The organism is Exiguobacterium aurantiacum, assembly GCF_024362205.1.
GTDB lineage: Bacteria > Bacillota > Bacilli > Exiguobacteriales > Exiguobacteriaceae > Exiguobacterium > Exiguobacterium aurantiacum_B.
Map to the genome: position 1 here is coordinate 1,139,903 of NZ_CP101462.1, position 26,258 is coordinate 1,166,160.

27 protein-coding genes are annotated in these 26,258 nt (G+C 53.3%); 22 read left to right on the plus strand and 5 right to left on the minus strand.

The genetic code is table 11. From position 1 onward, the window contains the following. Window positions 1-52: 52 nt before the first annotated feature. The 6 genes from NMQ00_RS05900 to NMQ00_RS05925 all read left to right on the plus strand — a co-directional run bounded on the left by NMQ00_RS05900 (window position 53) and on the right by NMQ00_RS05925 (window position 6,445). Window positions 53-424 carry a hypothetical protein gene (locus tag NMQ00_RS05900; protein WP_255178334.1) on the plus strand — a complete coding sequence of 124 codons (372 nt, stop codon included), beginning with the start codon at window positions 53-55 and terminating at the stop codon, window positions 422-424. A gap of 12 nt (window positions 425-436) precedes the next feature. Continuing rightward, window positions 437-904, plus strand: coding sequence for a transcriptional regulator NrdR (nrdR, locus tag NMQ00_RS05905; RefSeq protein WP_021065634.1), 468 nt, complete (start codon window positions 437-439; stop codon window positions 902-904). Window positions 905-945: 41 nt separating this feature from the next. Next, window positions 946-2,298, plus strand: coding sequence for a DnaD domain protein (locus NMQ00_RS05910; protein WP_034778203.1), 1,353 nt, complete (start codon window positions 946-948; stop codon window positions 2,296-2,298). Window positions 2,299-2,303: 5 nt separating this feature from the next. Continuing rightward, window positions 2,304-3,218 carry a primosomal protein DnaI gene (dnaI, locus tag NMQ00_RS05915; RefSeq protein ID WP_255178335.1) on the plus strand — a complete coding sequence of 305 codons (915 nt, stop codon included), beginning with the start codon at window positions 2,304-2,306 and terminating at the stop codon, window positions 3,216-3,218. 312 nt (window positions 3,219-3,530) lie between these two features. Further along, window positions 3,531-5,468, plus strand: coding sequence for a threonine--tRNA ligase (gene thrS, locus NMQ00_RS05920; RefSeq protein WP_255178336.1), 1,938 nt, complete (start codon window positions 3,531-3,533; stop codon window positions 5,466-5,468). 113 nt (window positions 5,469-5,581) lie between these two features. Then, window positions 5,582-6,445, plus strand: coding sequence for a DUF1002 domain-containing protein (locus tag NMQ00_RS05925; RefSeq protein WP_255178337.1), 864 nt, complete (start codon window positions 5,582-5,584; stop codon window positions 6,443-6,445). Window positions 6,446-6,497: 52 nt separating this feature from the next. Here NMQ00_RS05925 and NMQ00_RS05930 read toward each other — a convergent pair whose 3' ends face one another. Further along, complete coding sequence (locus NMQ00_RS05930) at window positions 6,498-6,707, minus strand: hypothetical protein (RefSeq protein ID WP_255178338.1); 210 nt, start codon at window positions 6,705-6,707, stop codon at window positions 6,498-6,500. 338 nt (window positions 6,708-7,045) lie between these two features. Between NMQ00_RS05930 and infC the strand changes: the two genes are divergently transcribed. The 9 genes from infC to pheT all read left to right on the plus strand — a co-directional run bounded on the left by infC (window position 7,046) and on the right by pheT (window position 14,599). Then, window positions 7,046-7,576, plus strand: a complete 531-nt coding sequence (gene infC, locus NMQ00_RS05935; protein ID WP_021065640.1) for a translation initiation factor IF-3 — start codon at window positions 7,046-7,048, stop codon at window positions 7,574-7,576. Between the two features lie 30 nt (window positions 7,577-7,606). Further along, complete coding sequence (gene rpmI, locus NMQ00_RS05940) at window positions 7,607-7,801, plus strand: 50S ribosomal protein L35 (protein ID WP_021065641.1); 195 nt, start codon at window positions 7,607-7,609, stop codon at window positions 7,799-7,801. Between the two features lie 28 nt (window positions 7,802-7,829). Continuing rightward, window positions 7,830-8,189, plus strand: coding sequence for a 50S ribosomal protein L20 (rplT, locus tag NMQ00_RS05945; protein WP_021065642.1), 360 nt, complete (start codon window positions 7,830-7,832; stop codon window positions 8,187-8,189). 86 nt (window positions 8,190-8,275) lie between these two features. Beyond that, the gene (locus tag NMQ00_RS05950) at window positions 8,276-8,530 is read left to right on the plus strand and encodes a hypothetical protein (RefSeq protein WP_034778195.1); all 255 of its coding nucleotides are present in this window, start codon (window positions 8,276-8,278) and stop codon (window positions 8,528-8,530) included. A 23-nt stretch (window positions 8,531-8,553) separates the two neighbouring features. Further along, entirely contained in the window at window positions 8,554-9,036 is a 483-nt protein-coding gene (locus NMQ00_RS05955; RefSeq protein WP_214831896.1) for a dUTP diphosphatase, read from the plus strand. A 23-nt stretch (window positions 9,037-9,059) separates the two neighbouring features. Continuing rightward, complete coding sequence (locus NMQ00_RS05960) at window positions 9,060-10,139, plus strand: M42 family metallopeptidase (protein WP_255178339.1); 1,080 nt, start codon at window positions 9,060-9,062, stop codon at window positions 10,137-10,139. A 1-nt stretch (window position 10,140) separates the two neighbouring features. After that, window positions 10,141-10,887 carry a TrmH family RNA methyltransferase gene (locus NMQ00_RS05965; protein WP_255178340.1) on the plus strand — a complete coding sequence of 249 codons (747 nt, stop codon included), beginning with the start codon at window positions 10,141-10,143 and terminating at the stop codon, window positions 10,885-10,887. Between the two features lie 301 nt (window positions 10,888-11,188). Then, window positions 11,189-12,211, plus strand: a complete 1,023-nt coding sequence (gene pheS / locus NMQ00_RS05970) for a phenylalanine--tRNA ligase subunit alpha (RefSeq protein WP_255178341.1) — start codon at window positions 11,189-11,191, stop codon at window positions 12,209-12,211. 12 nt (window positions 12,212-12,223) lie between these two features. Further along, window positions 12,224-14,599 (plus strand): phenylalanine--tRNA ligase subunit beta, encoded by a 2,376-nt coding sequence (gene pheT / locus NMQ00_RS05975; RefSeq protein WP_255178342.1) that lies wholly within the window; start codon window positions 12,224-12,226, stop codon window positions 14,597-14,599. A gap of 47 nt (window positions 14,600-14,646) precedes the next feature. Here the strand turns inward: pheT and NMQ00_RS05980 are convergent, their stop codons facing one another. The 3 genes from NMQ00_RS05980 to rnhC all read right to left on the minus strand — a co-directional run bounded on the left by NMQ00_RS05980 (window position 14,647) and on the right by rnhC (window position 17,793). Continuing rightward, entirely contained in the window at window positions 14,647-15,669 is a 1,023-nt protein-coding gene (locus tag NMQ00_RS05980; protein WP_034796886.1) for a PTS sugar transporter subunit IIC, read from the minus strand. A 327-nt stretch (window positions 15,670-15,996) separates the two neighbouring features. After that, complete coding sequence (locus NMQ00_RS05985; RefSeq protein WP_255178343.1) at window positions 15,997-16,809, minus strand: alpha/beta fold hydrolase; 813 nt, start codon at window positions 16,807-16,809, stop codon at window positions 15,997-15,999. 72 nt (window positions 16,810-16,881) lie between these two features. Beyond that, a complete protein-coding gene (rnhC, locus tag NMQ00_RS05990) occupies window positions 16,882-17,793 on the minus strand; it encodes a ribonuclease HIII (protein WP_255178344.1) in 912 nt (303 codons plus the stop codon). Between the two features lie 123 nt (window positions 17,794-17,916). Between rnhC and NMQ00_RS05995 the strand changes: the two genes are divergently transcribed. The 7 genes from NMQ00_RS05995 (at window position 17,917) to NMQ00_RS06025 (ending at window position 25,967) form a co-directional block, all read left to right on the plus strand. Further along, entirely contained in the window at window positions 17,917-18,318 is a 402-nt protein-coding gene (locus NMQ00_RS05995) for a hypothetical protein (protein WP_255178345.1), read from the plus strand. Continuing rightward, window positions 18,318-18,839 (plus strand): NfeD family protein, encoded by a 522-nt coding sequence (locus NMQ00_RS06000; RefSeq protein WP_255178346.1) that lies wholly within the window; start codon window positions 18,318-18,320, stop codon window positions 18,837-18,839. The genes NMQ00_RS05995 and NMQ00_RS06000 overlap by 1 nt, the downstream gene beginning before the upstream one ends. Window positions 18,840-18,842: 3 nt before the next feature. Beyond that, the gene (locus tag NMQ00_RS06005; protein ID WP_255178347.1) at window positions 18,843-20,357 is read left to right on the plus strand and encodes a flotillin lipid rafts scaffold protein FloT; all 1,515 of its coding nucleotides are present in this window, start codon (window positions 18,843-18,845) and stop codon (window positions 20,355-20,357) included. Window positions 20,358-20,495: 138 nt separating this feature from the next. After that, window positions 20,496-21,467: a BMP family lipoprotein gene (locus tag NMQ00_RS06010; RefSeq protein ID WP_255178348.1), complete on the plus strand. Its 972-nt coding sequence runs from the start codon at window positions 20,496-20,498 to the stop codon at window positions 21,465-21,467. Continuing rightward, window positions 21,464-23,107 carry a methyl-accepting chemotaxis protein gene (locus tag NMQ00_RS06015; protein WP_255178349.1) on the plus strand — a complete coding sequence of 548 codons (1,644 nt, stop codon included), beginning with the start codon at window positions 21,464-21,466 and terminating at the stop codon, window positions 23,105-23,107. The genes NMQ00_RS06010 and NMQ00_RS06015 overlap by 4 nt, the downstream gene beginning before the upstream one ends. Before the next feature lie 156 nt (window positions 23,108-23,263). Beyond that, complete coding sequence (locus tag NMQ00_RS06020; RefSeq protein ID WP_255178350.1) at window positions 23,264-23,833, plus strand: helix-hairpin-helix domain-containing protein; 570 nt, start codon at window positions 23,264-23,266, stop codon at window positions 23,831-23,833. Window position 23,834: 1 nt separating this feature from the next. Continuing rightward, window positions 23,835-25,967, plus strand: coding sequence for a ComEC/Rec2 family competence protein (locus NMQ00_RS06025; protein WP_255178351.1), 2,133 nt, complete (start codon window positions 23,835-23,837; stop codon window positions 25,965-25,967). Window positions 25,968-26,025: 58 nt separating this feature from the next. Here NMQ00_RS06025 and NMQ00_RS06030 read toward each other — a convergent pair whose 3' ends face one another. Then, window positions 26,026-26,190 carry a YqzM family protein gene (locus NMQ00_RS06030; RefSeq protein ID WP_016508105.1) on the minus strand — a complete coding sequence of 55 codons (165 nt, stop codon included), beginning with the start codon at window positions 26,188-26,190 and terminating at the stop codon, window positions 26,026-26,028. Between the last annotated feature and the right edge of the window lie 68 nt (window positions 26,191-26,258).

Below are 26,258 nucleotides of genomic sequence, written 5' to 3' on the forward strand. Positions count from 1 at the left end.
CCGCTTAATTTTGATATGCTTAACCTATATAAATAAGGTGTCGAGGTGGATAATGGGATTACTTGATAAGTTTCAAACACATGTCCAGACGGACGATTTGCATAAAAATGAGGCATTACGGACACGTTACGTGGCGGCATCGCCAAGCGCCGTGCTCACATGGCTCCGCGAACGGATTCAAGCGGAAGGCCAAACGGTTCGCCGCGTCGATGCGGACCGGGGCGAAGTAGCGTTTAATGGAGCCGGATGGGATGCATTGGCGACCATCGTCCAAGTGGACGGCGGACGTACGGCCGTCGATTTCACATTGAACCGTGAACAGATGCTCGGGCCGGATCTCGGTCAAATCGTCACCACATATTATGAGGCGCTATCATTAAAGTTCCCGCTCCGCGCCATCGGGAATCAATCTGTCGAACGATAAGGAGGGCTGAGCATGCGTTGTCCTAAATGTGATCATAATGGAACGAGAGTGCTCGACTCCCGGCCAGTACAAGATTTTTATTCGATTCGACGCCGTCGCGAGTGCGAAGAGTGTGGCTATCGGTTCACCACGTTCGAGACGGTCGAACAGACGCCGCTCATTATCGTCAAAAAAGACGGTAATCGTGAAGAGTTCAGTCGTGAGAAAGTGCTCCGCGGCATCATTCGGGCTTGCGAGAAACGTCCGGTCACGCTGGAGCAACTCGAAGGTGTCGTCACGAAAGTCGAACAACAGTTACGCGCTCTCGGTCAGTCCGAGATTCCGAGTGAGCAAGTCGGGGAGCTCGTCATGAATGAGCTCGCACGGGTCGACGAAGTGGCATACGTCCGTTTCGCGTCCGTCTATCGGCAATTCAAAGATATTTCTGTGTTCTTTAAAGAACTAGAAGATTTAATGAAGCAAGAAAAATCGACCAACTAAACGGGCGGCCTCTGGTCGCCTTTTTTCAGGGGAGACCAACCATGGAAAAAGAACGAATCCTTTACGGTACTGACGAATTGCTGATCATGAGCACCGGGCTCATCGATCGCGAGTCGTATCAGTCGCTGTACCATTTATATCAGCCGGTCATCGGGGTTAAGGCGCTCGCGATGTATCAGACGCTTTGGAGCGAGCTGAAACCCGGCAAGATGAAATCGAACTATATGTCACACAGCGCGCTCTGCGAGATGCTCGACTACTCGATCAACGAGCTGACGGACTGTCTGTTCCGGCTCGAGGCGATCGGTCTCGTCCGGACTTATAAGACGAAAGACGAGCGCTTGACCCAGTACGTATATCAACTGCGCGTCCCGCTCGCGCCCCATACGTTCTTGAACGACGGGCTGTTGTCGAGTTTCCTCTTCTATAAAGTCGGGGAAGTCCGCTTCAAGCAGTTGCAAGGTCGATTCACGATCGACCCGTTGCCGGCCGGAATCATTGAAGTGACGAAAGACTTTAATGAAGTGTTCGACGTCAAAGGGGTCAACCACATGGCGTTCACACAAAAGAACTACGAGAAACCTGACCGCGCCAAGATTGAGATCAACTATACGTTCGATATGGAAATCGTCAAAAAGCTGACGAACTTCCCGGTCGGTTTCTTCACGAAGAAACTTGATGAGACGATCACGAAACTCGCGTACGTCTCACAAATCGATGAAGAGACGATGGCCGAAATGTTGAAGGAGTATTTCGTCCACGAGGCGTATCTCCCGCTCAGCGAGCAAGAGAAGCGCGACGGCTGCCGTCAGATGGTGTTGCAGTTGAAGAAAAAACAGACGCGCCATCGGAAAGTGAAGTCGGATGAGACGGAGAAGGCAGAAATCGGCGACTTGCATGACGTGACGGTCATGGAAGAAGCGCATCCGCATCAATACGTGTCGACGCTTCGGAAGACGCCACAGCTGTCGAAGAGCGACGAGCAGCTCATCATCGACCTCGTCGATACGCTCGGGCTCGCGCCTAGTGTCATCAACGCGTTGTTCTACTACTGTATCGAAGTGAAGAAACAGACCCGGCTCAGTGAGAACTACGTCATGCGCATCGCGACGAGTTGGAAGACGGCAGGTTATTTGAACGCCAAGGACGCCTTGGAGCAAGAAGCGACGCAAGACGCGCTCATCGAGAAGAAACAACAAAAACGAGAGAACGTGCAACAGCGGACAACCGTCGGTTCGCGACGCAAAGACAAGACCGAGATGCCAAAATGGCTCGAGGACGAGGCGAAAGAACAACGGACGTACGATCAAAAACGAAAACAAGAGCTCGAGGCATCGGTCCCAGACGACGCGGAACTCGTCAAGCTGTTGAATGAATTGAAAGAGAAAGGATGAGGGACATGGAACGCATCAATCAAACGCTCGCCCAAATGATGAACCGGAAAGAAGTGCGGGACGCGTACGAATCGATTCGCCGGCGCACCCTCGAACATCCAGAAGTCGTCTCCTTTTTAAAGGCACATCCGGAATTAGATGAGACGGCGGTCGAGGTCGGCTTCACGAAGCTCAGTGAATACGCGGAGCAGATGGACGGGAAGAAACTCATCGAAGAGCAAGCCGTCATCCCAGGCCATCAGCCGATGCTCTATGTCGACCTCGGGCAAATCGCCATTCGCTATGAGGAGACGGTCAAGCATCGTCAAGCGCGACGGCAAAAAGAGATGGACCGGAAGTTCAAGAGTTTATTCTTACCAGAAGAAGTCCGGGAGGCGAGCTTTGAATCGTTCGACTGGTCGGATGACGCCCGTAAAATCGCGCTCCGTGAGTCGATGCGGTTCGTATCAGGGATGAAGACCCGGCAAAAAGTGAACGGCTTATACCTCCACGGCAGCTTCGGCGTCGGGAAGACGTATCTGCTCGCGGCCATCGCCAACGAGTTGAAAGTGGCAGACATCGAGACAATTCTCGTCCACGCCCCGGGATTCGTCTCGGAAGCGAAACGGAAAATCCGGACCGACTCATTCGATTCGTTTTTGACGTCGTTCCAACACGTACCCGTCTTATTGATTGATGACATCGGGGCCGAGGCGATCAGCCCGTGGGTACGGGATGAACTGTTCGGGATTATCTTGCAGTATCGTATGATGCATCGCTTGCCGACGCTTTACAGCTCAAACTTCAGTGGAGAAGAGCTCGAGACCCACTTCTCGATCGACGGCTCGCCACAGAACAAAATGAAGGCGCAGCGGCTCATGCAGCGCATCTCGACGACGACGACACAAATCGAATTAAAAGGTGAGAATCGCCGGCGGTAAAGGGATTGTATTTCTTGAACGAGTTGACTATACTAATAAGCATATAACCGATGCATGGAAGAGGACATGAGACGTCGTAACGGGTTTCAAAGCGAGGGAAGGCTGGTGAGAGCTTCCTAAACACGCCGATCGCCTTACTCCCTCGGAGCACCGTACGGGTCAATCGTGCGGCGATTCACACTCGTTATCGTGTGTTCGAGCCAAGCGGATCGCTTGGGAACGAGGGTGGTACCACGAGAATCAAAGCTCGTCCCTTTCATAGGGATGGGCTTTTTTTATTTATTTTTATATGTAGAGAGGGGAAGTTGACACATGATTCAATTGACATTTCCAGATGGGGCCGTCAAAGAGTTTGAGGCCGGCATCACAGCAGAAGAAGTAGCAGGTTCGATTAGCCCGGGACTCCGTAAAAAAGCGATTGCCGCCAAAATCGACGGCGAGATGATCGATTATCGACGTCCGATTGAACAAGACGGTAAAATCGAGCTCGTCATGCCGGACTCGGAAGAGGGCATCGATTTGATGCGCCACTCGTCGGCCCACTTGATGGCTCAAGCCATCAAACGGTTATATGGAGAAGACGGCAGCATCTACCTCGGGATTGGACCGACGATCGAGAACGGCTTCTATTATGATATCGAGATGGATCGCCGCATCAATGAAGAGGATTTACCGGAAATCGAGAAGATGATGAAACGAATCGTCGACGAGAACTTGGACATCACACGTGAAGTCGTGTCACGCGACGAAGCGCTCGAGCGTTACAAGTCGCTCGGAGACCCGCTCAAAATCGAATTGATTGAAGACATCCCGGCGAGCGAGACGCTCACGATTTACCATCAAGGCGAATTTTTCGACTTGTGCCGTGGGCCGCACGTTCCGTCGACATCGAAGTTGAAAGTGTTCAAGTTGATGAGCGTGGCCGGTGCATACTGGCGCGGCGACTCGGACAACAAGATGCTCCAACGCATTTACGGGACGGCGTTCGCGACGAAAGAACAGCTCGCGGAACACTTGCGCTTGCTAGAAGAAGCGAAAGAGCGCGACCATCGCAAGCTCGGGAAAGAGCTCGACCTCTTCTTCGTGTCGCAAGAAGTCGGTCAAGGCTTGCCGATGTGGCTTCCGAAAGGTGCCTCGATCCGTCGTACGGTCGAACGCTATATCGTCGACAAAGAGCTCGAGCTCGGCTATCAGCACGTCTATACGCCGGTCCTCGGTTCGGTCGACCTGTATAAGACATCGGGTCACTGGGATCACTATCAAGACGATATGTTCCCGAAAATGGAGATGGACAACGAAGAACTCGTCCTTCGTCCGATGAACTGCCCGCACCACATGACGATCTATAAACATGAGCCGCGCTCATACCGCGAGCTCCCGCTTCGCATCGCCGAACTTGGCGGCATGCACCGTTACGAGATGTCTGGGGCGCTCACAGGCCTCCAACGCGTCCGTTACATGGTGTTGAACGACGGGCACACGTTCGTCACGCCGGAGCAGATGAAGCAGGAGTTTAAAGATATCGTCCACTTGATTCAAGAAGTGTACGCCGACTTCGGCATCAAGGATTATCGTTTCCGCTTGTCGTACCGTGACCCGGCCGACAAAGAGAAATATTTCGACAACGACGCGATTTGGGAAACAGCGCAACGTCAGTTGAAAGAGACGATGGACGAACTCGGACTCCCGTATTTCGAAGCGGATGGCGAAGCGGCGTTTTACGGACCGAAGCTTGACGTCCAAGTCCGGACGGCACTCGGCAAAGAGGAGACGTTGTCGACAGTCCAACTCGACTTCTTGCTCCCAGAGCGGTTCGATTTGACGTACACAGGTCCTGATGGAAAAGATCATCGTCCAATCGTCCTCCACCGTGGAGTCGTCTCGACGATGGAACGTTTCGTCGCCTATTTGATTGAAGAGTATAAAGGTGCGTTCCCGACGTGGCTCGCCCCGGTCCAAGTCAAATTGATCCCGGTCTCACACGTCCACGACGAATACGTCGCAGAAGTAAAAGCAGAACTTGTCAAACGAGGTGTCCGTGTTGAAACAGACCTTCGTGATGAGAAACTCGGCTATAAGATTCGGGAAGCACAGATGAAGAAGATTCCGATGACGCTCGTCCTCGGTGATAAAGAACGCGATGAGCGTGCGGTCAACATCCGCCGCTACGGACAACAAGAACAAGTATCGGCCACGCTCGATGAATTCTTGTCGTCGCTCACAGAAGAGATCGCGAACCGTTCACGTTAATCGATCGACCATCCTTCACCGGAAGGGTGGTCGTTTTTTCGGTCTTGAGACGGATGCGGAAGACTTCACAAAACACGTAAGGTAGAAGAAAGGAGTGATTCATTTTGAATTATATGAAACCATTAGTGGCGTTGACGATCGGTTCGGTCGTCGCGACAAGCATGATTCCAAAAGTAAACGCAGAAGCCATCGTCGATGACACGATCGTCACACTCGGCGAATCGTTATCGGCCAGCCAACGGGATTGGGTGCTCGAACGGGTCGAGGCGCCGGCGGGGATTGAACCGATTATCACGACCTCGGCCGACGAAGATAAATATTTAGGGGATGCCGTCCCACAAGCGCAGCGTGGCGGGGGCATGTATTCCTCGGCCCGTATCAAACTGACCGACGGAACCGGCCTCGACATTAAAACTGAAAACGTGACATGGGTAACCGAAGATATGTATGCGAATGCTCTCGTGACGGCTGGCGTCACGGATGCTGATATTTATATCACGTCGCCGATTCGTGTCACCGGGACGTCGGCGTTGACGGGGATCATGAAGGCGTATGATCAGACGTCCGCGGAGACGGGCATCCAGTTGTCCGAGGAGCGGAAAAACTTGGCGCAAGAAGAGCTCGCGGTCACATCTGAAATCGGGAAGACGGTCGGTCAAGAGGACGTGGCCGGACTTATGAACGAGATCAAAGCGGAAATTGCGAACAAGGCACCGGAGACGAACATCGAGATCCGGGATATCGTCATCCAAGTGCTGAATCAAAACAACGTCCAACTGTCTGATACGCAGTTGACGCAATTGACGACGTTGTTCGAGAACATGCAGCAGGCGAACCTGGACTGGGGTGCGATCAGCAACGGGTTACAAGGGGCAGGTCAAGACGTCCAGGCGTTCCTCGAGACAGAAGAAGTCCAAGGTTTCTTCGCCCGTTTGTTTGAAGCGCTCAGCAACTTTTTCAAGTCGTTGACGAATTGAATGGCTTTGAGTACATGACAAATGGTATTGAAAAAAGGGCATCGGCCCTTTTTCAATACCATCGTTTATGAATGTAGTCGCGAGCGGACTCGTGGTCGTCCACAATCTTCAACGTGATTCGGTTCATCTCTTCTAAAAGGTCTGTCAATACCGCTTCGAGCTTGGCATCACTCACCTCATGGTGGCGCATCGTCTCTTGTACAATGTGTTTGATTTGGTCGTGATAATCATGGTCACTCTTCACTTGTTTTCTCCAAGACACGGCCCATCCCTCCTTTTTTATTTTATTCCCTCGGAAAAGGTATTGCGAAACAGCGAAATGACTGTTATCATCATAAAAGTGTGAGCTACCAATTATTCATGCGCGAATTCTTGACATCTTAATCCTATTGGTGTTAAGATGACATAGTGATTAAATACAACAAAGCAGAAGCGCCCGCTTCTCACCTCGTCCGAACAGTTCGGTCAGGTCCATCATGTACGTGAAGCAGTCGAACCTTTCGGTCGGACTGACTCCGAAATGATGTGTGGGCGGGAAACTGCCGACGCTTTTTTTATTGCCATGTTGTCTTATCAATCTAAAACTCGTGCAACCGCACGATGGAGGTGCTAACCATTAGCAAAGAGCTCTTTATCAACGAAAACATTCGTGCCCGTGAAGTTCGCTTAATTGGAGCGGACGGTGCACAACTCGGTGTGCAATCGCGTAATGAAGCATTACGTTTAGCAGAAGAGGCTGAACTCGATCTCGTCTTGGTCGCCGATAAAGCTAACCCACCGGTCGCTAAAATCATGGACTACGGGAAATACCGTTTCGAACTCCAGAAAAAGGAGAAAGAAGCGCGTAAAAACCAAAAAGTCATCCAATTGAAAGAAGTACGCCTCAGTCCGACGATCGAGGAAAACGATTTCCAAACGAAATTGCGTAACGCTCGCAAATTCCTTGAAAATGGTAACAAAGTGAAAGCATCGATCCGTTTCCGCGGACGTGCCATCACACACTCGGAAATCGGCCGACGCGTTATGGAAAAATTGGCGGCGGAATGTGCCGACTTGGCAACAGTTGAGCAAAAGCCGAAGATGGAAGGACGCAGCATGTTCTTAGTGCTGGCTCCGAAGAAAGAAGATTAATCATCGAGTCATAGTGGGGAGGAAATACTCATGCCGAAAATGAAATCGCACCGTGGTGCTTCTAAACGTTTCAAACGTACTGCATCAGGTAAACTCAAGCGTTCACACGCTTACACAAGTCACTTGTTTGGTAACAAATCGACTAAAGCGAAACGTAAGCTCCGTAAGGGTGCTATCGTATCAGCTGGAGACTTCAAACGCATTCGCAACATGATCGCGAAGTAATACAGAAAGAATTTAGGAGGGAAACCATATGCCACGCGTAAAAGGCGGTTATACGACTCGTCAACGTCGTAAAAAGCAAATCAAGCTTGCCAAAGGTTATTTTGGCTCGAAACACATTCTATTTAAAGTAGCAAAACAACAAGTCATGAAGTCACTCATGTACGCTTACCGTGACCGTCGTCAAAAGAAACGTGATTTCCGTCGTCTTTGGATCACACGTATCAATGCGGCAGCACGTACAAACGGCCTCTCATACAGCCGTATGATGCACGGCCTCAAGCTCGCAGGGATCGACATCAACCGTAAGATGCTTGCTGAGCTTGCTGTGACAGATGCACAAGCATTCGCGTCACTTGCTGATACAGCTAAATCAAAATTGAACGCGTAATCGTTCAATCGACAGCGCCGAGACCTTATCTCGGCGCTTTCTTTTTTCTGATAAATTCCTTAGACTTAAGATAAGGAGGACGTCCCATGGATCAATCAGTCTTAGCCATCGTCGCGCTGGCACTCATCGTCTTGAACGTCTACACGTACTTGCAGGCGAAACGCTACACGCTCGGAGAAGGCGATTTCAACGTCTTGTACGCTTATGCCGGCGGTGCGATCGGTGCTCTGTTCGGGCTTCATTTGACGCGTAAAAAGGCGGTTCATGCCCCAAAACGTGTTCAAATACAAGTATTGATTTTGGCAGTCGGCTGGTCTTTAATGATTTTAGTACTGCTTTGAATGGAGAATAGGAGGAGCAACCGGTGAACTGGACAACATTATTTGATCGGCAGCGTGAATTGGATGAGCGGATCAAAGAAGAACATCAACTATCCGGGAACCAATTCGATGAGCGGCTGCTCGCTTTGCTCGTCGAGCTTGGGGAACTCGCCAATGAGACCCGTAGTTTTAAATTTTGGTCAACGAAGGGCCCGTCGCCTCAAGACGTGATCTTAGAAGAGTATGTCGACGGCATTCATTTCTTATTGTCGCTCGGTCTTGCACTCGGGTATGAACGCGATTCGTTCCCGACAGGTAGCTCGTATCTTGACGCGACTGACGCTTTTTTAGACGTGTTCCGCAAAGTGACGAACTTTGGTTTGTCGAAGACGGAACCGATGTACGAGACGCTGATGGCGGCTTATCTCGAACTTGGCTATACGCTCGGCATCAATGAAGAGTTGATGGTGATGGCGTATATGGCAAAAAATGAAAAGAACCATGAGCGACAAAATCAAGGTTACTAATCGAAGCGAAGGAGCGATGCCCCATGAATGAATCATTACATATGTTGAAACGCTTGACGGATGCCACTGGTGTCCCTGGAAATGAAGGAGAAGTCCGCTCACTCATGCGTGAGTATTTAGAACCACACGTCGAAACGTTTGAACAGGACGGACTGGGCAGTCTGTTCGGTCGAGTGACGGGCAACGCGGATGGTCCGCGTGTCATGATTGCCGGTCATATGGACGAAGTCGGTTTCATGGTCACACGCATCGAAGAAGGCGGTTTCCTTCGCTTCCAAGCACTCGGTGGCTGGTGGAACCAAGTCCTGCTCGCTCAGCGCATGGACGTCGTCACACGCTCAGGAGAGAAGATTCCCGGCGTCATCGGTGCCAAACCGCCACACGTCCTTCCGCTCGAGGCACGCAAGAAACCGGTCGAGATCAAAGATATGTTCCTCGATATCGGTGCGACATCGAAAGACCAAGTGGCCGAGTGGGGTATTCGTCCGGGCGATACGGTCGTTCCACATTGTGAGTTCACGGTCATGAAAAATGAAGATTTCTTGATGGCGAAAGCGTGGGATAACCGAATCGGTTGCGCCATCGCCATCGAGGCGGCGAAACGATTGAAAGACGAACAAGTACCAGGTGTCGTCTTCACGGGCGCGACTGTCCAAGAAGAAGTCGGGTTGCGTGGTGCCGTCACGGCCGCCAACTTGGTCAAACCGGACGTCGCCATCGCCGTCGATACGGGGATTCCTGGAGATACGCCAGGGATGACACCGGCTGAAGGATTGTCGAAACTAGGGGAAGGCGTCCAAGTCATCTTCTTTGATGCGACGACCGTCACGAACCCGCGTCTCATCGATTTGATTGTCGAGGTGGCCAAAGAAAACGCCATCAAGTACCAACTGGATTTGACACCGGGCGGCGGGACAGACGCAGGCCGCTTCCATTTGTCAGGAGTCGGGATGCCAGCCATCGCACTCACGGTACCGGTCCGTTATTTGCATACGAATGTCTCGATCATTCACAAAGCAGATTATGAAGCAGCCGTCGATTTGGTCGTAGCGCTCACGAAACGACTCGACCACGAAACGGTTCAATGGTTGAAAGAGGGATAATATGACGAAAATCACGTCTACGAAAAGTGAGACGATCAAACGCTTAAAGCGGTTGATGACGAAAAAAGGCAGACAAGAGTCCGGCCAATTTTTGGTCGAAGGCGAGCATTTGGTCGATGAGGCGATTCGGGCTGGACGCCTCGTTCAGTTGATCATGGGAGAATCGTATTCTCCAAAAGGTTCGTGGCGTCTAGATGAGATGCCTGTCCTCGAATTGTCGGACCATGTGGCCGATCTTCTGTCTGAGACAGAAAAGACGCAAGGCGTCTTCGCTGTCGTCAAGATGGCCCCGGTCGAACGGAAGATGAAGCATGTGCTCGTCCTCGACCGGATTCAAGACCCAGGTAACCTCGGGACGATGATTCGGACAGCGGACGCGGCCGGGTTTGATACGGTCCTGCTCGGCAAAGGAACGGTCGACCCGTTCAATGCCAAAGTCGTCCGAGCGACACAAGGTTCGCTGTTCCACGTGAACGTTCGCTCGGTCGATTTGCTCGAGACGTTGCCAGAATTGAAGAACGAAGGGTTCCATGTATATGGGACCGCGCTCGCGAAAGCGACGTCTTACGAACAAGTCGACTTCAAGGACAAAGTCGCGCTCGTCATCGGCAATGAGGCACAAGGCGTGCATCACGACGTGCTCGACCTATGCGACACTCGCGTCCATATCCCGGTTCTCGGCGACGCCGAATCGTTGAATGCGGCCGTCGCGGCCGGCATTCTCATGTATCGGATCGCGCTACAATAATCTTGTCAGCACCGACGAATCGTGATAGGTTTATAACATCGAATATCATATCGAATAGACGTTGAAAGAGCATAGTAAGCGAACTACCGAACAAGTACAGGGAGCATGGGCCGAGACTGCGAGCCGATGCCGAGGGCGGCGCTGAATTCACTCTCGAGTCGTGTTGGAGACAACACCGGGGTAGCATCCCGATACCGATGCTCTCAAGTGGGCCGACTTCGGCCAAGTAGGGTGGTACCGCGATTATTCGTCCCTTCAGTCATCGACTGAAGGGACTTTTTTTGTAGAGGAGGAAATAAGGATGAAAGAACAGTTAGAGCAATTACAACAAGATGCATTGCACGAGATTCAAGCGGCATCGTCGCAAAAAGAATTGAACGATGTCCGAATCAAATATTTAGGGAAGAAAGGTCCAATGACCGAGGTACTTCGTGGGATGGGGAAACTGTCTCCTGAAGAGCGCCCGGTCGTCGGTGAGTTGGTCAACACGGTCCGCGCGACGATCCAAGACACGTTAGAAGCACGAATCGAGGAAGTAAAGGCAGTCGAACTCGAAGCGAAACTCGCGGCTGAGACAATCGATGTCACACTGCCAGGACGGACGACACTGCCAGGACACACCCATTTGCTCCAACAAATCGTCGATGAGATGGAGGACTTGTTCGTCGGGCTCGGCTATACGATCGCCGAAGGCCCTGAAGTCGAGACGGACCTATACAACTTCGAGATGCTCAACCTTCCGAAAGACCACCCGGCCCGTGATATGCAGGATTCATTCTACATCACGGACGAGACGTTGCTCCGGACGCATACGTCACCGGTTCAGGCCCGGACGATGCTTCAAGCCGATGGGAAGCCGATTCGCATCATCTGTCCGGGTAAAGTGTACCGCCGTGACGAGGACGACGCGACGCACTCACATCAGTTCATGCAAATCGAAGGGCTCGTCGTCGATGAGCATATCTCGATGGCCGATTTGAAAGGCACGCTCGAAGTGTTCGTCAAGCAACTGTTCGGCGAGACGCGTGAGATTCGTCTTCGCCCGAGCTTCTTCCCGTTCACGGAACCGTCGGTCGAAGTGGATATCTCTTGCTTCAAATGCGGTGGTAAAGGCTGCAACGTCTGTAAGGGAACAGGCTGGATCGAGATTCTCGGAGGCGGTATGGTCCATCCACGCGTGCTCGAGATGGCCGAATATGACGCCACGAAGATGTCTGGTTTCGCATTCGGAATCGGAGTCGAGCGGATGGCGATGTTAAAACATGGGGTGGATGATATCCGCCACTTCTATACAAACGACCTACGTTTCATCGAGCAATTCTAAGGGGGATCACACATGTTATTATCGAAAAAATGGTTGAATCAATATATTGATGTATCAGACTTGAGCGGGCAAGAACTCGGTGACTTGATCACGAAAAATGGGATCGAAGTCGAGAGTGTCGTCAGCCGTGCCGAAGGATTGTCAGGGCTCGTCGTCGGTCATGTCCTCGCTTGCGAGAAACATCCGGAGGCGGACAAGTTGAACGTGACGACGGTTGATATCGGTGCGGACAGCCCGGTTCAAATCGTTTGCGGCGCACCGAACGTCGCGGCCGGACAGCACGTCATCGTGGCGACGGTCGGCGCTCGTCTCCCAGGACTCAAAATCAAAAAAGCGAAATTGCGTGGTGTCGAGTCGCAAGGGATGATTTGCTCGCTCGAGGAACTCGGGTTCGAGAAAAAACAAATTCGCGAAGACGAGCAGGACGGCATTCACACGTTCCGCGAACCGGTCGAAGTCGGTGCGGACGTCATTCAATTGTTAGACCTCGACGATGAAGTGATCGAGCTCGGATTGACACCGAACCGCTCGGATTGCTTGAGCCTATACGGAATAATCCATGAAGTCGCGGCCATCCTCGAGCGTCCGTACACGTTACCGACAGCAGATGTGACGACTGATACACCTAATACGGTCAGTGTGCGTCTCGAGACGGACAACTGCCCGTACTATGCGACACGTCGCGTCGACGGCGTCACGATCGGAGATTCACCACAGTGGTTGAAGAACGTATTGATCGCAGAAGGCGTCCGTCCAATCAATAACGTCGTTGACGTGACGAACTACGTCATGCTCGAGCTCGGTCAACCGCTTCATGCGTTCGATACGGCGAAACTCGGTACGACGATTGCCGTTCGTCAAGCACATGACGGCGAAGAAATCATCACGCTCGATGACGTGACGCGCACGCTCGATGCCTCGATGATGGTCATCACGGACGGCGAACAGCCTGTCGCCATCGCCGGCGTCATGGGTGGAGCGAACACCGAAGTCGATGCGACGACGTCGAGCATCATCCTCGAGTCAGCTTACTTCGCACCGGCATCGGTCCGTAAGACGAGCCGGACACTCGGTTTACGCTCGGATTCGAGTGCCCGCTTCGAAAAAGGAGTCGACCCAGAACGATTGCAATTGGCGCTTGACCGTGCGGCCGAACTCATCGTCGAAGTGAGCGGTGGCACGATCAGCGACATCGTTATCGCCGGGGACAAAGACTCGGCGGCGCGAACGATTGACGTCTCAGTCGCATATATCAACCATCGACTCGGGATGGACCTCGAGCAAGCAACGATCGTCCGCATCTTGGAACGTCTCGGTCTCGATGTGACCGGGGACGAGACGTTGACGGTTTACGTACCGTCACGTCGCCCGGACTTGGAGTTGCCGGCTGACATCACAGAAGAAGTAGCGCGTCTCTACGGCTATGACAGTCTTCCGTCGACACTTCCGGCGTCACACTCGAAAGGGTACCTCCCGAAAGAGAACGTGTTGCGTCGTCGCGTCCGTCGTGTCCTCCAAGGCACAGGGCTGTCGCAAGCCATCACCTACTCGCTCACGAGCGTCGGGAACGCCTCACGCTTCACTGGGTCCGACTTGACGCAAGTGAACTTGGCGATGCCGATGAGTGAAGAACGCTCGGTGCTCCGGACGTCGCTCGTCCCAGGTTTGCTTGAGGCGGCTCGTTACAATACGTCGCGTCAACAAGTGAACGTGCGATTGTATGAGACAGGACGCGTCTATGTCGAGCAAGGCGAGACGTTGCCACGTGAAACCGAGCGCGTCGCCGGCGTATTGACGGGACTCTGGTATGACCATCGTTCACAAGGTACGCGTGTACCGGTCGATTATTTCGTCGCCAAAGGAATCGTCGATACACTGTTGCATACGCTACGCATCGAGGCGACATATGAGGCGGCGACGATTGCGGATATGCATCCGGGCCGGACTGCGAACGTCCTCGTTGACGGACATGTCATCGGCTACGTCGGTCAAGTCCATCCGGGAGTGTCGAAAGAAGCGTACGGTTTGAAAGAAGTGTACGTATTCGAACTCGACTTGGACGTATTGAATGAGACGGCCCAACTCGTCTATGAAGACGTGCCGCGTTTCCCGTCGATCTCACGCGACTTGGCGCTCGTCTTGAAGCGGGACATCCCGGCCGGTCAAGTCGAAGCGACGATCAAACAGGCGGCTGGACCGCTCCTGATCGATCTCGCCTTGTTCGATGTGTATGTCGGCGAGAACGTCGGGGACGATGAGAAATCGATCGCCTTCTCGCTCAAGTATCAAGATCCGACCCGTACCCTTCAAGATGAAGAAGTGACGGCGTCATATGAAGCGATCCTTACGGCCGTTCAAGCGGCCCACGGTGCGGAAGTTCGCGCGTAATTCAAAAAGCGGTGTCCATTTTTTAAGTGGACACCGCTTTTTTGTGATTATTGAACTTCAAGAGCCAAGTCGCCGAACTTCGTCCAACCGACGAGGCATGTCACTTTGTACAAGACGAGCGTGATGACGGCTGGAAGGACGACTCCGGTCCCAACGAAGATGAGGAACGCGTCCATTCCTTGCGCAGCAAGGATGTTGAGTGGCGCAATCAACGAGTTGAGCCCGAGTCCAGCGATCTCGTATGGGACTTCGAGTGAGAAGACGAGCGTCGCGATCGGGGCACTGATCATCGCTGCGATGAACGGTGGCATGACGACCCGAGGGTTTTTGACGACGTTCGGGAACTGCACTTTCGGTGTGACGAAGAACGAGGCGACCAAACCGCCTGGATCTGTTTGACGATATGCCATGAGCGTGAAGCCGACGAACTGAGCCGTACATCCAATCAACGCGGCGGCACTGGCGACTGGGTCGAGCTGGAGCGCGATGGCGAGTGCGGCCGATGAAGCCGGAGACATGAGCATGACACTGAAGACGAGCGCGATGACGAGCGATGTCGCGATTGGCGATGTATTGACCGAAGCGGTGATGCTCGCACTGATCGAGTTGATGAGTGGCGTCGTGACGGCGGCTGCACCGACTCCGACGATGCCGCCCCCGAGGACGGCCGTGACTGGGACGACCATCATATCAAATTTCGTTTTCCCGAGGACACGTTTACCTAACCATACCGCAGCCGCTGCCGCGATCAAGGCGCTGATCGGTTGACCGGGCACGAGCACGAGCCCGCTCTCGGTCGCTTGGAGCGCGGCACCACCGACGGTTGCCGCAATCATCGAACTGAACAAAATGAGCGTGTTGCCGCCGAGCTGATAGGCGACACCGGCACCGAGTGCCGGGGCGAGCAATGATTTCGCGACTTGCCCGATCAAGACGAGTGTCTCGATTCCGGCCATCTTCCCAATCGTTTCAATCAAGAGTCCGACCCCGAGCGTGACGAGGACGGCACTAGCCATTCCTGCTGATATTTTGATCATTCGATCCATTGCGTACTGTTTCACTTCCATCATCTCCTCTATGTGTGTCAATCCAATAAAAAAACCTATCCGGATGGGATAGGCGCGTCGGTCATACCATGAGCGCCTCGTCCGAAACCATCGAAACAAGGGCCCAAAAATTCGTCTCGGTCATCGAGTCGATTTTCAGTCCCTCAGTCGAATAATAATCAGTAGGCCGTGTTGCGCATGGGTTTTCATCATTGCCAGCTCCTCCGTTTGTTAAGATTTGTCTAAGAGTAACACGATATTTTTCAATAATCAATATTTTCTGAAAATTTATTTGAAAAAAATAGAAAGCAACCCAAAAAGAAAGACGACCCGATGAAGGGTCGTCTTGTATTAAGACGTGCTGACTGCCAGTGAGCCAACTTGTTGATCGATGAATGCCATCGAGATCGAATTGAAATGATCGGGTTGGTCGACATTGACGACGTGACCCGAGTCAGTGACGACTTGGACCCGAGCCGTCGGTTGATGTTTCGCGGTCCGTTCGACGGCTTCAAGGAACATGTAGTCCTCGTCACCCATAATATAGAGAATCGGTACGTTCGTCTCGATCGAAGAGAAATGGCGAAGCAATGGATTCATATTCTCGGTCATCTTGAACCAGCGGATAAACTCGCGCTGACATAAGTTGGCTGCATCACGGACGAACATCATGCGCGATTTCTTATGACGTTTTTTCGGTAACAAGATCCACGCGAACAGCTGATACAGCCACATGTACGGCACGAAGCTCTGCACGAGACTACCGAGTCGGATCAACAACGTCGAGCGGACGTTGAACTTGACGATGGCCCCACCGAGCACGACCGAAGCGATCCGTTCCGGATGGTGCTCGAACATCGCTTGAATGACGATCGTCCCGAGCGATAGGCCGACCATGTGACCTTTTTCAATCTGTAAGTGGTCCATGACCTCGACGACGTCTTCGACAACGACGTCGAGCGTGTACGCGTTCAGCGGTTGATTCAACGACTGTTCTGCGTTGTAAGAGCCGCCGTGTCCGCGCAGGTCGAGCAAGAGCACGTTATATTTCTTTTTGAACGGCCGAATTTGACGATACCAATGCGACAGACTTCCACCCGCGCCATGGATGAAGATGACCCAAGGGTGGTCGTCGCTTAATGTGTACGTTTTATAATGCAACATGAACGCTATCCTCCAAAAATTTTTAAGTTCATTAAACCCTAAAAACAATATACCATATCTACAAATGTAGGACTATCGTTTCAACTCGCTCAACCGGATCGCTTTTTTCGTGTTGGCGAAGTGAACTTTCGCGATCTCATTCAAACGAGATTGGCCGTAACGGATAATCAATTCGGCCGCGACTTGGTCGACTTTGGCGCCGGCGCCTTTCGGTAACGTGACGCCGAGTGTCGCACTCAACTTGTCCATTTCTTTTAAAAAGAGGGCGCGGGCGAGAATCGAGGCGGCGGCCACGGCGACGTGCAGTCCTTCCGCTTTCGTCGAGAAATAGACATCGTTTTTGACGACCGCCTTTTCAGACCGTAAATGGTTGTAATAGACGTTCTGTTCAGCAAACTGGTCGATTAAAATCGCGTCAGGCGTCGCATCGAGCTTCTTTAATAAGGCCGACAAGGCGGCATTATGGGCGATGGCCGTCATTTTGCCTTGCGTCATCGTCCGTTGCATCTTATTATATGCCGGATTGTGCAACGTCGCTTTCTGATACGTGATGGTGACGTGCAAATCTTTGGCGATGCGGACGATCTCTGTGTCCGATAACAACTTGGAATCTTTGACGCCGAGCTCTTTGACGAGAGCGATTTTCTCTTTTGGCACGTAGGCAGCGACGACGACGAGCGGTCCGAAATAATCACCTTTCCCAACTTCGTCACTCCCGATGACAGACCAATCCGAAAAGCCTTCCGGTAGAACATTTTTTGGAACACTCGGTTCTTTTTTTATGCTCGTTCCCCATTTGGCGGCTTCCGTGTCGGCATCGCGTCCTTGGAACATGACTTTACCCGAATTGTAGACGGTAATCACACACTGAGGTGTCTTGGCGCTAAACCGCGCGTATGGTGGTGGCTTGACCGCATGCATCTGGTAACTCGCAATGAGTTCTTCTTGGGCTGCGGTCGACAATTTGATGACTTGATTGCCCAACGTGAGCACTTCCTTTCTAACTCTAGCAAATCAATCTTACATTTTTTTTAGATATTTTGAAACCAAAGTTTCGCTCTAAACGTATAGACAAGTGAGTAAAGAAAGAAGTGAGGTGAGTCGGAGATGTGGTGGCGCGATGACACGGATGAAGATGAGGCAGAATCTCTCTATAAACATATTCTCGAGCTAGAGGCCCGGATTGCTAAGCTGATCGCCCATCAAGTCAGGGTGCGTCGCCTGCTGATGCAAGAATCGTCGGTCGCGGCGACCGAACAAATCATTGCGTTGCAAGCGGAAGTCGATCATTATTTATCGCTATTGCGACAAGAACGGACGGAAGCGGTCGATCGTTACGATCGCTCTCGTCTCGAACAGACGTTAGGACGTGTGCGGCAGTCGGTCGAGCAACCGACCCGGCCTTTGACGGAATGGGATACGATTGAACAGGCGCTCGCGCTCGAAGTCGAACATTTGCGCCGCGTCCTTTCGTACGAACGACAGCGTCGCGTCGAGGAGGAGTGGTAATGGAATCGTTAGATCAGCTGTATTGGTGGGTACTCATCATCGCCGGTCTCGGTACATTCGTGTACATGATTTTTTCAGATGCGTTCGATATATTTGATGGTTGGTTCAATCCCGCTGTCATCTTATCCTTTTTAGCGCTCGGTGCGGGTATCGGTCTGATTCTGAACGCGCTCGCCCATGTGTCCCCGATGATTGGACTTGCCGTCGCGCTTGTCGGCTCATTCGCGCTCACGACGCTCCTGTACTTATTTGTCCTCTTGCCGTTATCGAACGCGGAAGAATCGATAGGGATGACCGATGAATCGCTCGTCGGACTCGTCGGGCGGTTGACCGTCCCCGTTCCTGAAGGCGGCTACGGTGAAGTACTCGTCGAATCGGTCATCGGTTCGATTTTGAAGACGGCCCAAAGTGTGGACGGCAAGGCGATTCCTAGTGATCGCCGTGTCATCATCATCGAAGTCGAACGAAACATTGCGGTTGTCATGGAATATGACGAACCGACAATCCGAAAGGAGTTTTAACTTATGAGCACAGCCATTTTAGTCAGTATTATCGTCGGGGTGATCTTGCTCGCCTTGATTTTCGTATTCGTCTTGAAATATCGTACAGTCGGACCGGATGAGGCGCTCATCGTCACAGGTAGCTACTTGGGCAAAAAGAACGTCCATAGCGATGCGTCAGGCAATCGCGTGAAGATCATTCGTGGAGGCGGGACGTTCGTCTTGCCGGTGTTCCAGCAGGCAGAACCGCTCAGCCTTCTTTCGAGCAAACTTGAAGTCACGACACCGGAAGTGTATACCGAGCAAGGCGTGCCGGTCATGGCGGACGGAACGGCCATCATCAAAATCGGTGGCTCGATTAGCGAAATCGCCACGGCGGCAGAGCAGTTCCTCGGCAAGCCGAAAATCGAACGCGAGAACGAGGCGAAAGAAGTGCTCGAAGGTCACCTTCGTTCCATCCTCGGTTCAATGACGGTCGAAGAGATTTATAAGAACCGCGACAAGTTCTCACAAGAAGTCCAACGCGTCGCCTCACAAGATTTGGCCAAGATGGGCCTCGTCATCGTCTCGTTCACGATTAAAGACGTCCGCGACAAGAACGGCTATCTCGAATCGCTCGGTAAACCGCGAATCGCGCAAGTGAAACGAGATGCCGATATCGCGACGGCCGAAGCGGACAAAGAGACACGGATCAAACAAGCGGAAGCGATGAAAGATGCGAAGAAAGCGGAACTTGAACGCGCTTCTGAAATCGCCGAAGCCGAGAAAGAGAATCAGCTTCGCATCGCGGCTTATCGCCGCGAGCAAGACGTCGCCAAAGCCCGGGCCGACCAAGCGTATGAACTTGAAGAAGCCCGCGCTAAACAAGAAGTTACGGAGCAACAGATGCAAGTCCAAATCATCGAGCGTCAAAAACAAATCGAGCTCGAAGAGAAAGAGATTATGCGTCGTGAGAAGCAATACGATTCAGAAGTGAAGAAGAAGGCCGATGCCGATCGCTATGCGATCGAACAGTCAGCCGAAGCCGACAAGGCGCGTCAAATCGCCGCAGCCGACGCCGAGAAGTACCGCATCGAAGCGGAAGCGAAAGCCGATGCCGAACGTGTCCGTCTCGCCGGTGTGGCCGAAGCTGATTCGGAACGGGCCAAAGGGGAAGCCGAAGCCGAGATTATCCGCTTGACGGGTCTCGCCGAAGCCGAAGCGAAACAAAAGATCGCCGAAGCGTTCGAACAGTACGGACAGGCTGCCATTCTCGACATGGTCGTCAAGATGCTTCCGGACTATGCGAAACAAATCGCAGCTCCGCTTGGCAATATCGACAAGATCACGGTCGTCGATACGGGCAGCGGCAAAGATGGGGGGGCCGGCAAAGTCACAGGCTACGCTACTGACTTGATGGCTTCACTCCAACAGACGCTCAAAGCGTCATCAGGAATCGACATGAAAGATTTACTCGACAACTTTGCTGGAAAAGGCAACGTCCAACCGAGCGCGAATCGCGAATTGAGCGAATCGACGTTCGCCGCGACGGAAGAGTGAGCCGAGAGCCACAGACAATCGTCTGTGGCTTTTTTGTTTCGTGCGGATTCCTCTAAATTTGATAGGAAAGACTTCAAATTCGATCGGTTTGTGACGATAAGGGAGATGTCAGACCATTAGAGAGAGGAAGTAGCTATTATGAAGAAATCACTCATCATCGGCTTGTTGGCTGCATGTGTGACTTTGTTGCCAGGTTGTCAGTCTGTGATTGACCAGCCCGAAGCAACCGTTGAAACCCGTCAATCGATGGGCGTCGTGTTGTCTGATGTTGGTCTCGGGGACCAATCGTTCAGCGACGCGGCGATGCGCGGCATGGGACAACTCCGTGAGACGGGGGACTGGTTCGTCGATTACCGCGAGCTTGCAGAGACAGAGACATATAAAGCCGGGTTCGAACAGCTCGTCGCCGACGGGCATGATGTCATCATCGGGCTCGGATTCGCTTGTCAAGAAGACTTGGAAGCGGTGGCGGCCGAACATCCGGAGCAACAGTTCGCGTTGATTGACGCGGTATCGACGTTACCGAACGTCATGTCGGTAACGTTCCAAGAGACGGAAGGGAGCGCACTCGCTGGGGCAGTGGCGGGACTTGAGACCGAATCGAACAAAATCGGCTTTATCGGGGGCGTCGACAACGAACTGATTCAAAAGTTCGGGACCGGCTTCGAGCTCGGAGCGAAGAGTGTAAATGAAGACGTGACGATGCTCGTCGATTACGCCAATGATTTTGCTTCACCTGAAATCGGGCGCAAATTGGCGGAAAAGCAGATCGAAGCCGGCGCAGACGTGCTGTACGCGGCTGCCGGGCTGACGGGGGTCGGTGTATTAGAGACGGCTGAGCGCAACGGGGTCAAGGCCATCGGTGTCGATAGTGATCAATCGATGATCGCGCCGGACGCGGTCATCACATCAATGTTGAAACAAGTCGACTTGGCCATCGTCGAGATTGCGGACCGGGTCGAAGAAAAGGCGTTCAACGCCCATGTCGAACTCGGCATCGATCAAGGCGGTGTCGGTTTGGCCGCTATTCGTCGTGTCCAGTGGGATGACGAAGAGACGAAACGGTTCGAAGCGTTTCAGAAACAGTTGATGGAGGGGACGCTGAAATGAGCTTACGGAAACGGTTTATCTTTTCGACCGTCTTCACGGTCTTATTGATTGTCTTGATGATGAGTTACGTCTTATCGACGCTCAACCGTCTGCAGACGTATAATGAGCAGTACGGTACACAGATGATCGAATTGTCTCAGCTCGAGACGTCGCTGTTGCAGGAACAGTCGCTTTGGACATCGCTCGGTGAGCAGATGAGCCAATCGACGCTGACGCAGCTCGAGCGGATCCGGGCGACGAATACGGAGACGTTCACGACATTGAAACAAACGTACCTCATCCCTGAGTTCGCGAATCATCTTGAACGTGCGACGATGAAGTATGAGCGGATTGGAGCCGAAGTCGAGACGGCCGAGGCTGGCGGGATCGCGGCCCGGATTCAAGCGGCGAAGCTCGAAGGCGTATTGAACGACGTGAACACGCTCCTCTTGAAAAATGGAACGTTCTATGAGGCGTTGCAGGCCGAGGCGGCGAGCGAGACGAAGCGTCTCTTGCTCGTGTCGGTATTGTTGACGGTCTTCGTTATCGGAGCGCTCAGTGTATACAATTTCTTCTTTGCCCGCTCGATCACCCATCCGCTCGAACGGAATGTCGAGGCGGCGGAAGCGATCGCGGCCGGTCGATTGATCACGTTGCCGGATTCGACGCGACGTGATGAAATCGGACGCTTAGAACGAGCGATGCGAGAGATGACAATGTCGCTGCAGACGGTCATCGGTTCCATCCGTGTCACGTCGATGAAAGTGAACGATATGACGGAGACGGCGGCCGCAGAGAACGAGTCCGTGGTCAGCACGACATCGAACATCACGAACGCCGTCGATGAGATGGCAAACGGGGCGCAGTCGATTGCGACCGAACTGCAAGAGACGCTCGAATCGGTCGGTATCATGGCGACTTCATTCGAGACGAGTTTGAACCAGACGAAGCAGACGACCGAACAGACGACTGAGATGACGCGCGAAGTCGCGGCCGGCATCGAGACGTTGACGGACCAGGAAGCGATTTTAGAGCGTTCGAGCAAACGCAACGCATCGCTCGTCAATCGGATGGACGACTTCGCCCGGAAGACGGAAGAAATCGAGAAGATGGCGAAGCTCGTGGAAGATGTCGCCGCCCAGACGAACTTGCTCGCCTTGAACGCGGCCATCGAGGCCGCACGGGCCGGAGAGGCCGGACGAGGGTTTGCCGTCGTCGCCAGCGAAGTGAAGAAGTTGGCCGAGGAAAGCAACGTGGCGACACGCTCCATCTTTGGCGTCGTCCAGACGATTCGAGACGAAGTCGGCCGTTTGACGGATATGGTCGAAGAGTCGAGTCGGGAACAGACGGCACAGCTCGAGGCGTTCGGGTTGACGAAACAAGCGTTCAACCGGATCCATGACCGTACCGACGATGTCGCCTCGTTCGTCAGCACGATCGAACGTGAGATGGTCGCGTCAAGTTCGGAAGTGACGAACGTCTTGAAACGGGTCGAGGAAGTGAGCGGCGTCACCGAAGAACTTGCGGCAGGGAACGAGGAAGTCGCAGCCTCGATGAAAGAACAGCAGGCGAGCTTCGATCAGATTTTCGCCTTGATGCAAGAATTAGAAGGACAGGCTGCGGCACTCGCGAGCCAAGTCCAACATTTTGAAGAGCACTGAGACAAGTTTCGGCTTGTCTCTTTTTTTGTCGTCTCGCTGTTTATGGGAAGCGCATGCTTTCGTCCAGTAGGCGCTTGAAAAACGATGAGTTCGGCTCGAGCACATGTGACAACGTTTCTTCATACTATAGAAAAGACTCGCTCGAGGAGGGGACGTATGGAAAAGTGGAAGCGATATGTCGTCGTGCTGCTGATCGGACTGTTTATCGGGGTGGGCTATATGTTTTATTCGAAAGAGCCGGAGACGCCGATGGTCGAACAGTTCGTCGTGACACCCGAACCGGAAGCTGAACCGAATGTCACGACCGAAGTCGTCGTCTACGTGACCGGGGCGGTCGAGGCACCGGATATGTACACGATGCCTAACGGGGCTCGTGTCGGTGACGTACTGTCACTCGCCGTCTTGACGGATGAGGCTGATCCTGAGCAATTGAACTTGGCCCAACTGCTCGTCGACGGGACGAAAGTGACGGTCCCGAAAAAAGGCGAGACACTTGTGAGTCAACCGAATGAAGACGCGTCCGGCGGGACGAACGGGGTCCATGTCAACAGTGCGACGAAAGAAGAGCTGATGACCGTACCGGGAATCGGTCCGGCCAAAGCCGAAGCCATCCTCAACCACTTGAAACAGAACGGCCCGTTCAAGTCATACGAAGACATCGGTGACGTCAAAGGGTTCGGTGAGAAGACGTTAGAGAGCATGAAAGGTTATTTATTGGTCCCGTGACATGCCACTCTATCCCTTATTGCCCATCAGCCTCCTGATCGCGTGGACGCACGGGTCGGCCGTCCTAGGCACCCTGATCGCCGTCGGGACCGTTTTGACGTGGCGCGGTCAATCTGTCTACACCCATCTTGGTGCCGGGCTGCTCGTGCTCGTCGTGCTAATGCGTCCAGACGTCACAGCGATACCGGCCGAAGGTCCACATGTGTTCTCGGTCGAGAGCCGACGAGACAACGGGCTGTCGGTCCGGCTGTACGGACAGATTGCCGGGACCGAAGGCGTGTTGACCGGACGAGACATCGCGCTCGGCCGCCCGGGCGAAACGTGTCTTGTCACGTTCACGGATACCCCATTCGCACCATTACGCAATACGGGCGGGTTCGATGAGGCGTCCTGGGCGCTCGGTGCCGGGCTTACGTTCAAAGGGAGCGACGTATCGATCGAGGCGTGTCGTCCGAGTGTAGGATTGAATGGCCGCCTGCTCCGCTGGAAAGAGCGACAGCTGACGAGAATCGAGACGACGTACCGGACGGACGTGGCGCTCTATATGGAGGCGCTCCTATTCGGGGAAAGCCGCATGCTCGATGAAGAGACGTCATTCTCTTATCGAGTGACCGGATTGTTACATCTGCTCGTCATCTCAGGGTCGCATATCGCCCTCCTCGTCTTGGCGTTCTGGTGGTTGCTGCGCGGTTTGCCGTTCCGTCGCGAGACGAAGACGCAACTCATCATCACCGTGGTCACGCTGTTCGGTTGGATGACGGGGTTTTCGCCCCCGGTCGCACGGGCCGTGCTCGTCGCCGACTTGTTGCTCGGGTTGTCGCTGTTCGGGATTCACGTCCGCGACCCGATTCGGCTACTGAGTTGGTGTGGCGCGATGTTGCTCGCGATGCAACCGTATTTGTTATGGAACTTGGGGTTTCAATTGACGATCGTGATGACGTTGTTCTTGCTCGTGACGCGGTCGATTTGGCATGGACCGTTCGGCTTGGCCGTCTATGCGCAATGGTTCGGTCTCATCTTCCTATGGCCCGTGCAATCGATTCTATCCATATTGGCACCGGTCTATAACGTGCTCGTCGGATTGTTGATCGCTTGGGTCATCATCCCGATCGCGTTTCTCACGTACATCGTGCCGGCGGCCGAACCGTTGTTGCACCCGGTCCTCGACGGTTTGAATGGGACGTTCCAATTGCATCATGACTGGCAACCTTGGCTCCCGTTGCATGAGTTCACGTTTTGGCACGCTGTGGCGCTCGCTATCGGATTATGGGGCGGGTTAATCTTACTCGAATGGAAGCGGTGGACGGGGTGGGCGTTGGCGCTCGGCTCCCTATTCTTCCTGCACGTCACGTTGGAATGGGCCGAGCAGCCCCGTGTCACGTTTTTAGATGTCGGACAAGGCGATGCCATCGTCGTCGAATATGGCGAGGTGACCGGGGTCATCGACGTCGGCGGGGTGTATCAAGACCCGAACGAACAAAAGCGTTCCACATACGACCCGGGAGCGGACGTCGTCGCCCCGTATATATGGAAGCGCGGGGAACGTCGTCTCGATTTCTTACTGCTCACCCATGCCGACCATGACCATATTGGAGGACTGACCGGGCTGCTCGAGGCGATGCCCGTCGAGGAAGTATGGCTCTCGGCGGAAGTGGCGGACCGTGACAAGCGGGACGAATTGTTGGCCGTTCTGGCCGAGTATGACGTCCCGGTTCGTCTCTTGTCGGCCGGAGACCGGCCGTATCCGTGGATGTGGGTCGTCGCGCCGCACGGGTCAGGCGAGGATGAGAATGCGAACTCGGTATCGCTGTTCATGAAAGTCGGGGCCCTGTCGTATTTATTGACCGGAGATTTACCGGACACGAGGGAAGGGAGCATCCCGACCGTCGATGTCGATGTGTTCAAGCTCGGACATCACGGGGCAGAGTCGTCTTCGAGTCGTGAGTTGATTGAACGGGTCGACCCCGAATGGATCGTCGTCAGCGTCGGGGCGAACAATCGCTACGGGCACCCGCACCCCGACACGCTTGAACGAATCGAGGGCAGACGGTTATTACGGACGGACGAAGATGGGATGGTCGTCTGTGAAGGAAATCGCTGTCGCGGGATTGTAACGAGGGCGGTCACTCCATGAAATCTATGATAAACTAAAAAAGCGATTGCTCCCCCGGGGCAATCGCTTTCTGACTGACTTATAGGCTCAAGAACTTGATGAGGACACCAATCGCGAAGATGGTGAAGAAAAAGCCGAACGGGACGATGAAGCCGATTGCTGAATCGATGGCATCGTTACGTTTGCATTGTACGTCGTTCTCGAACGGGTTTTCGCTTTGTGGGCGAACAGAGTTAATATGCATAGTGAGTCCCTCCTTGAAATGGTTCCGTCCTAAGTATAGCGAATCACCGAAGGATAATCTATGTTTAG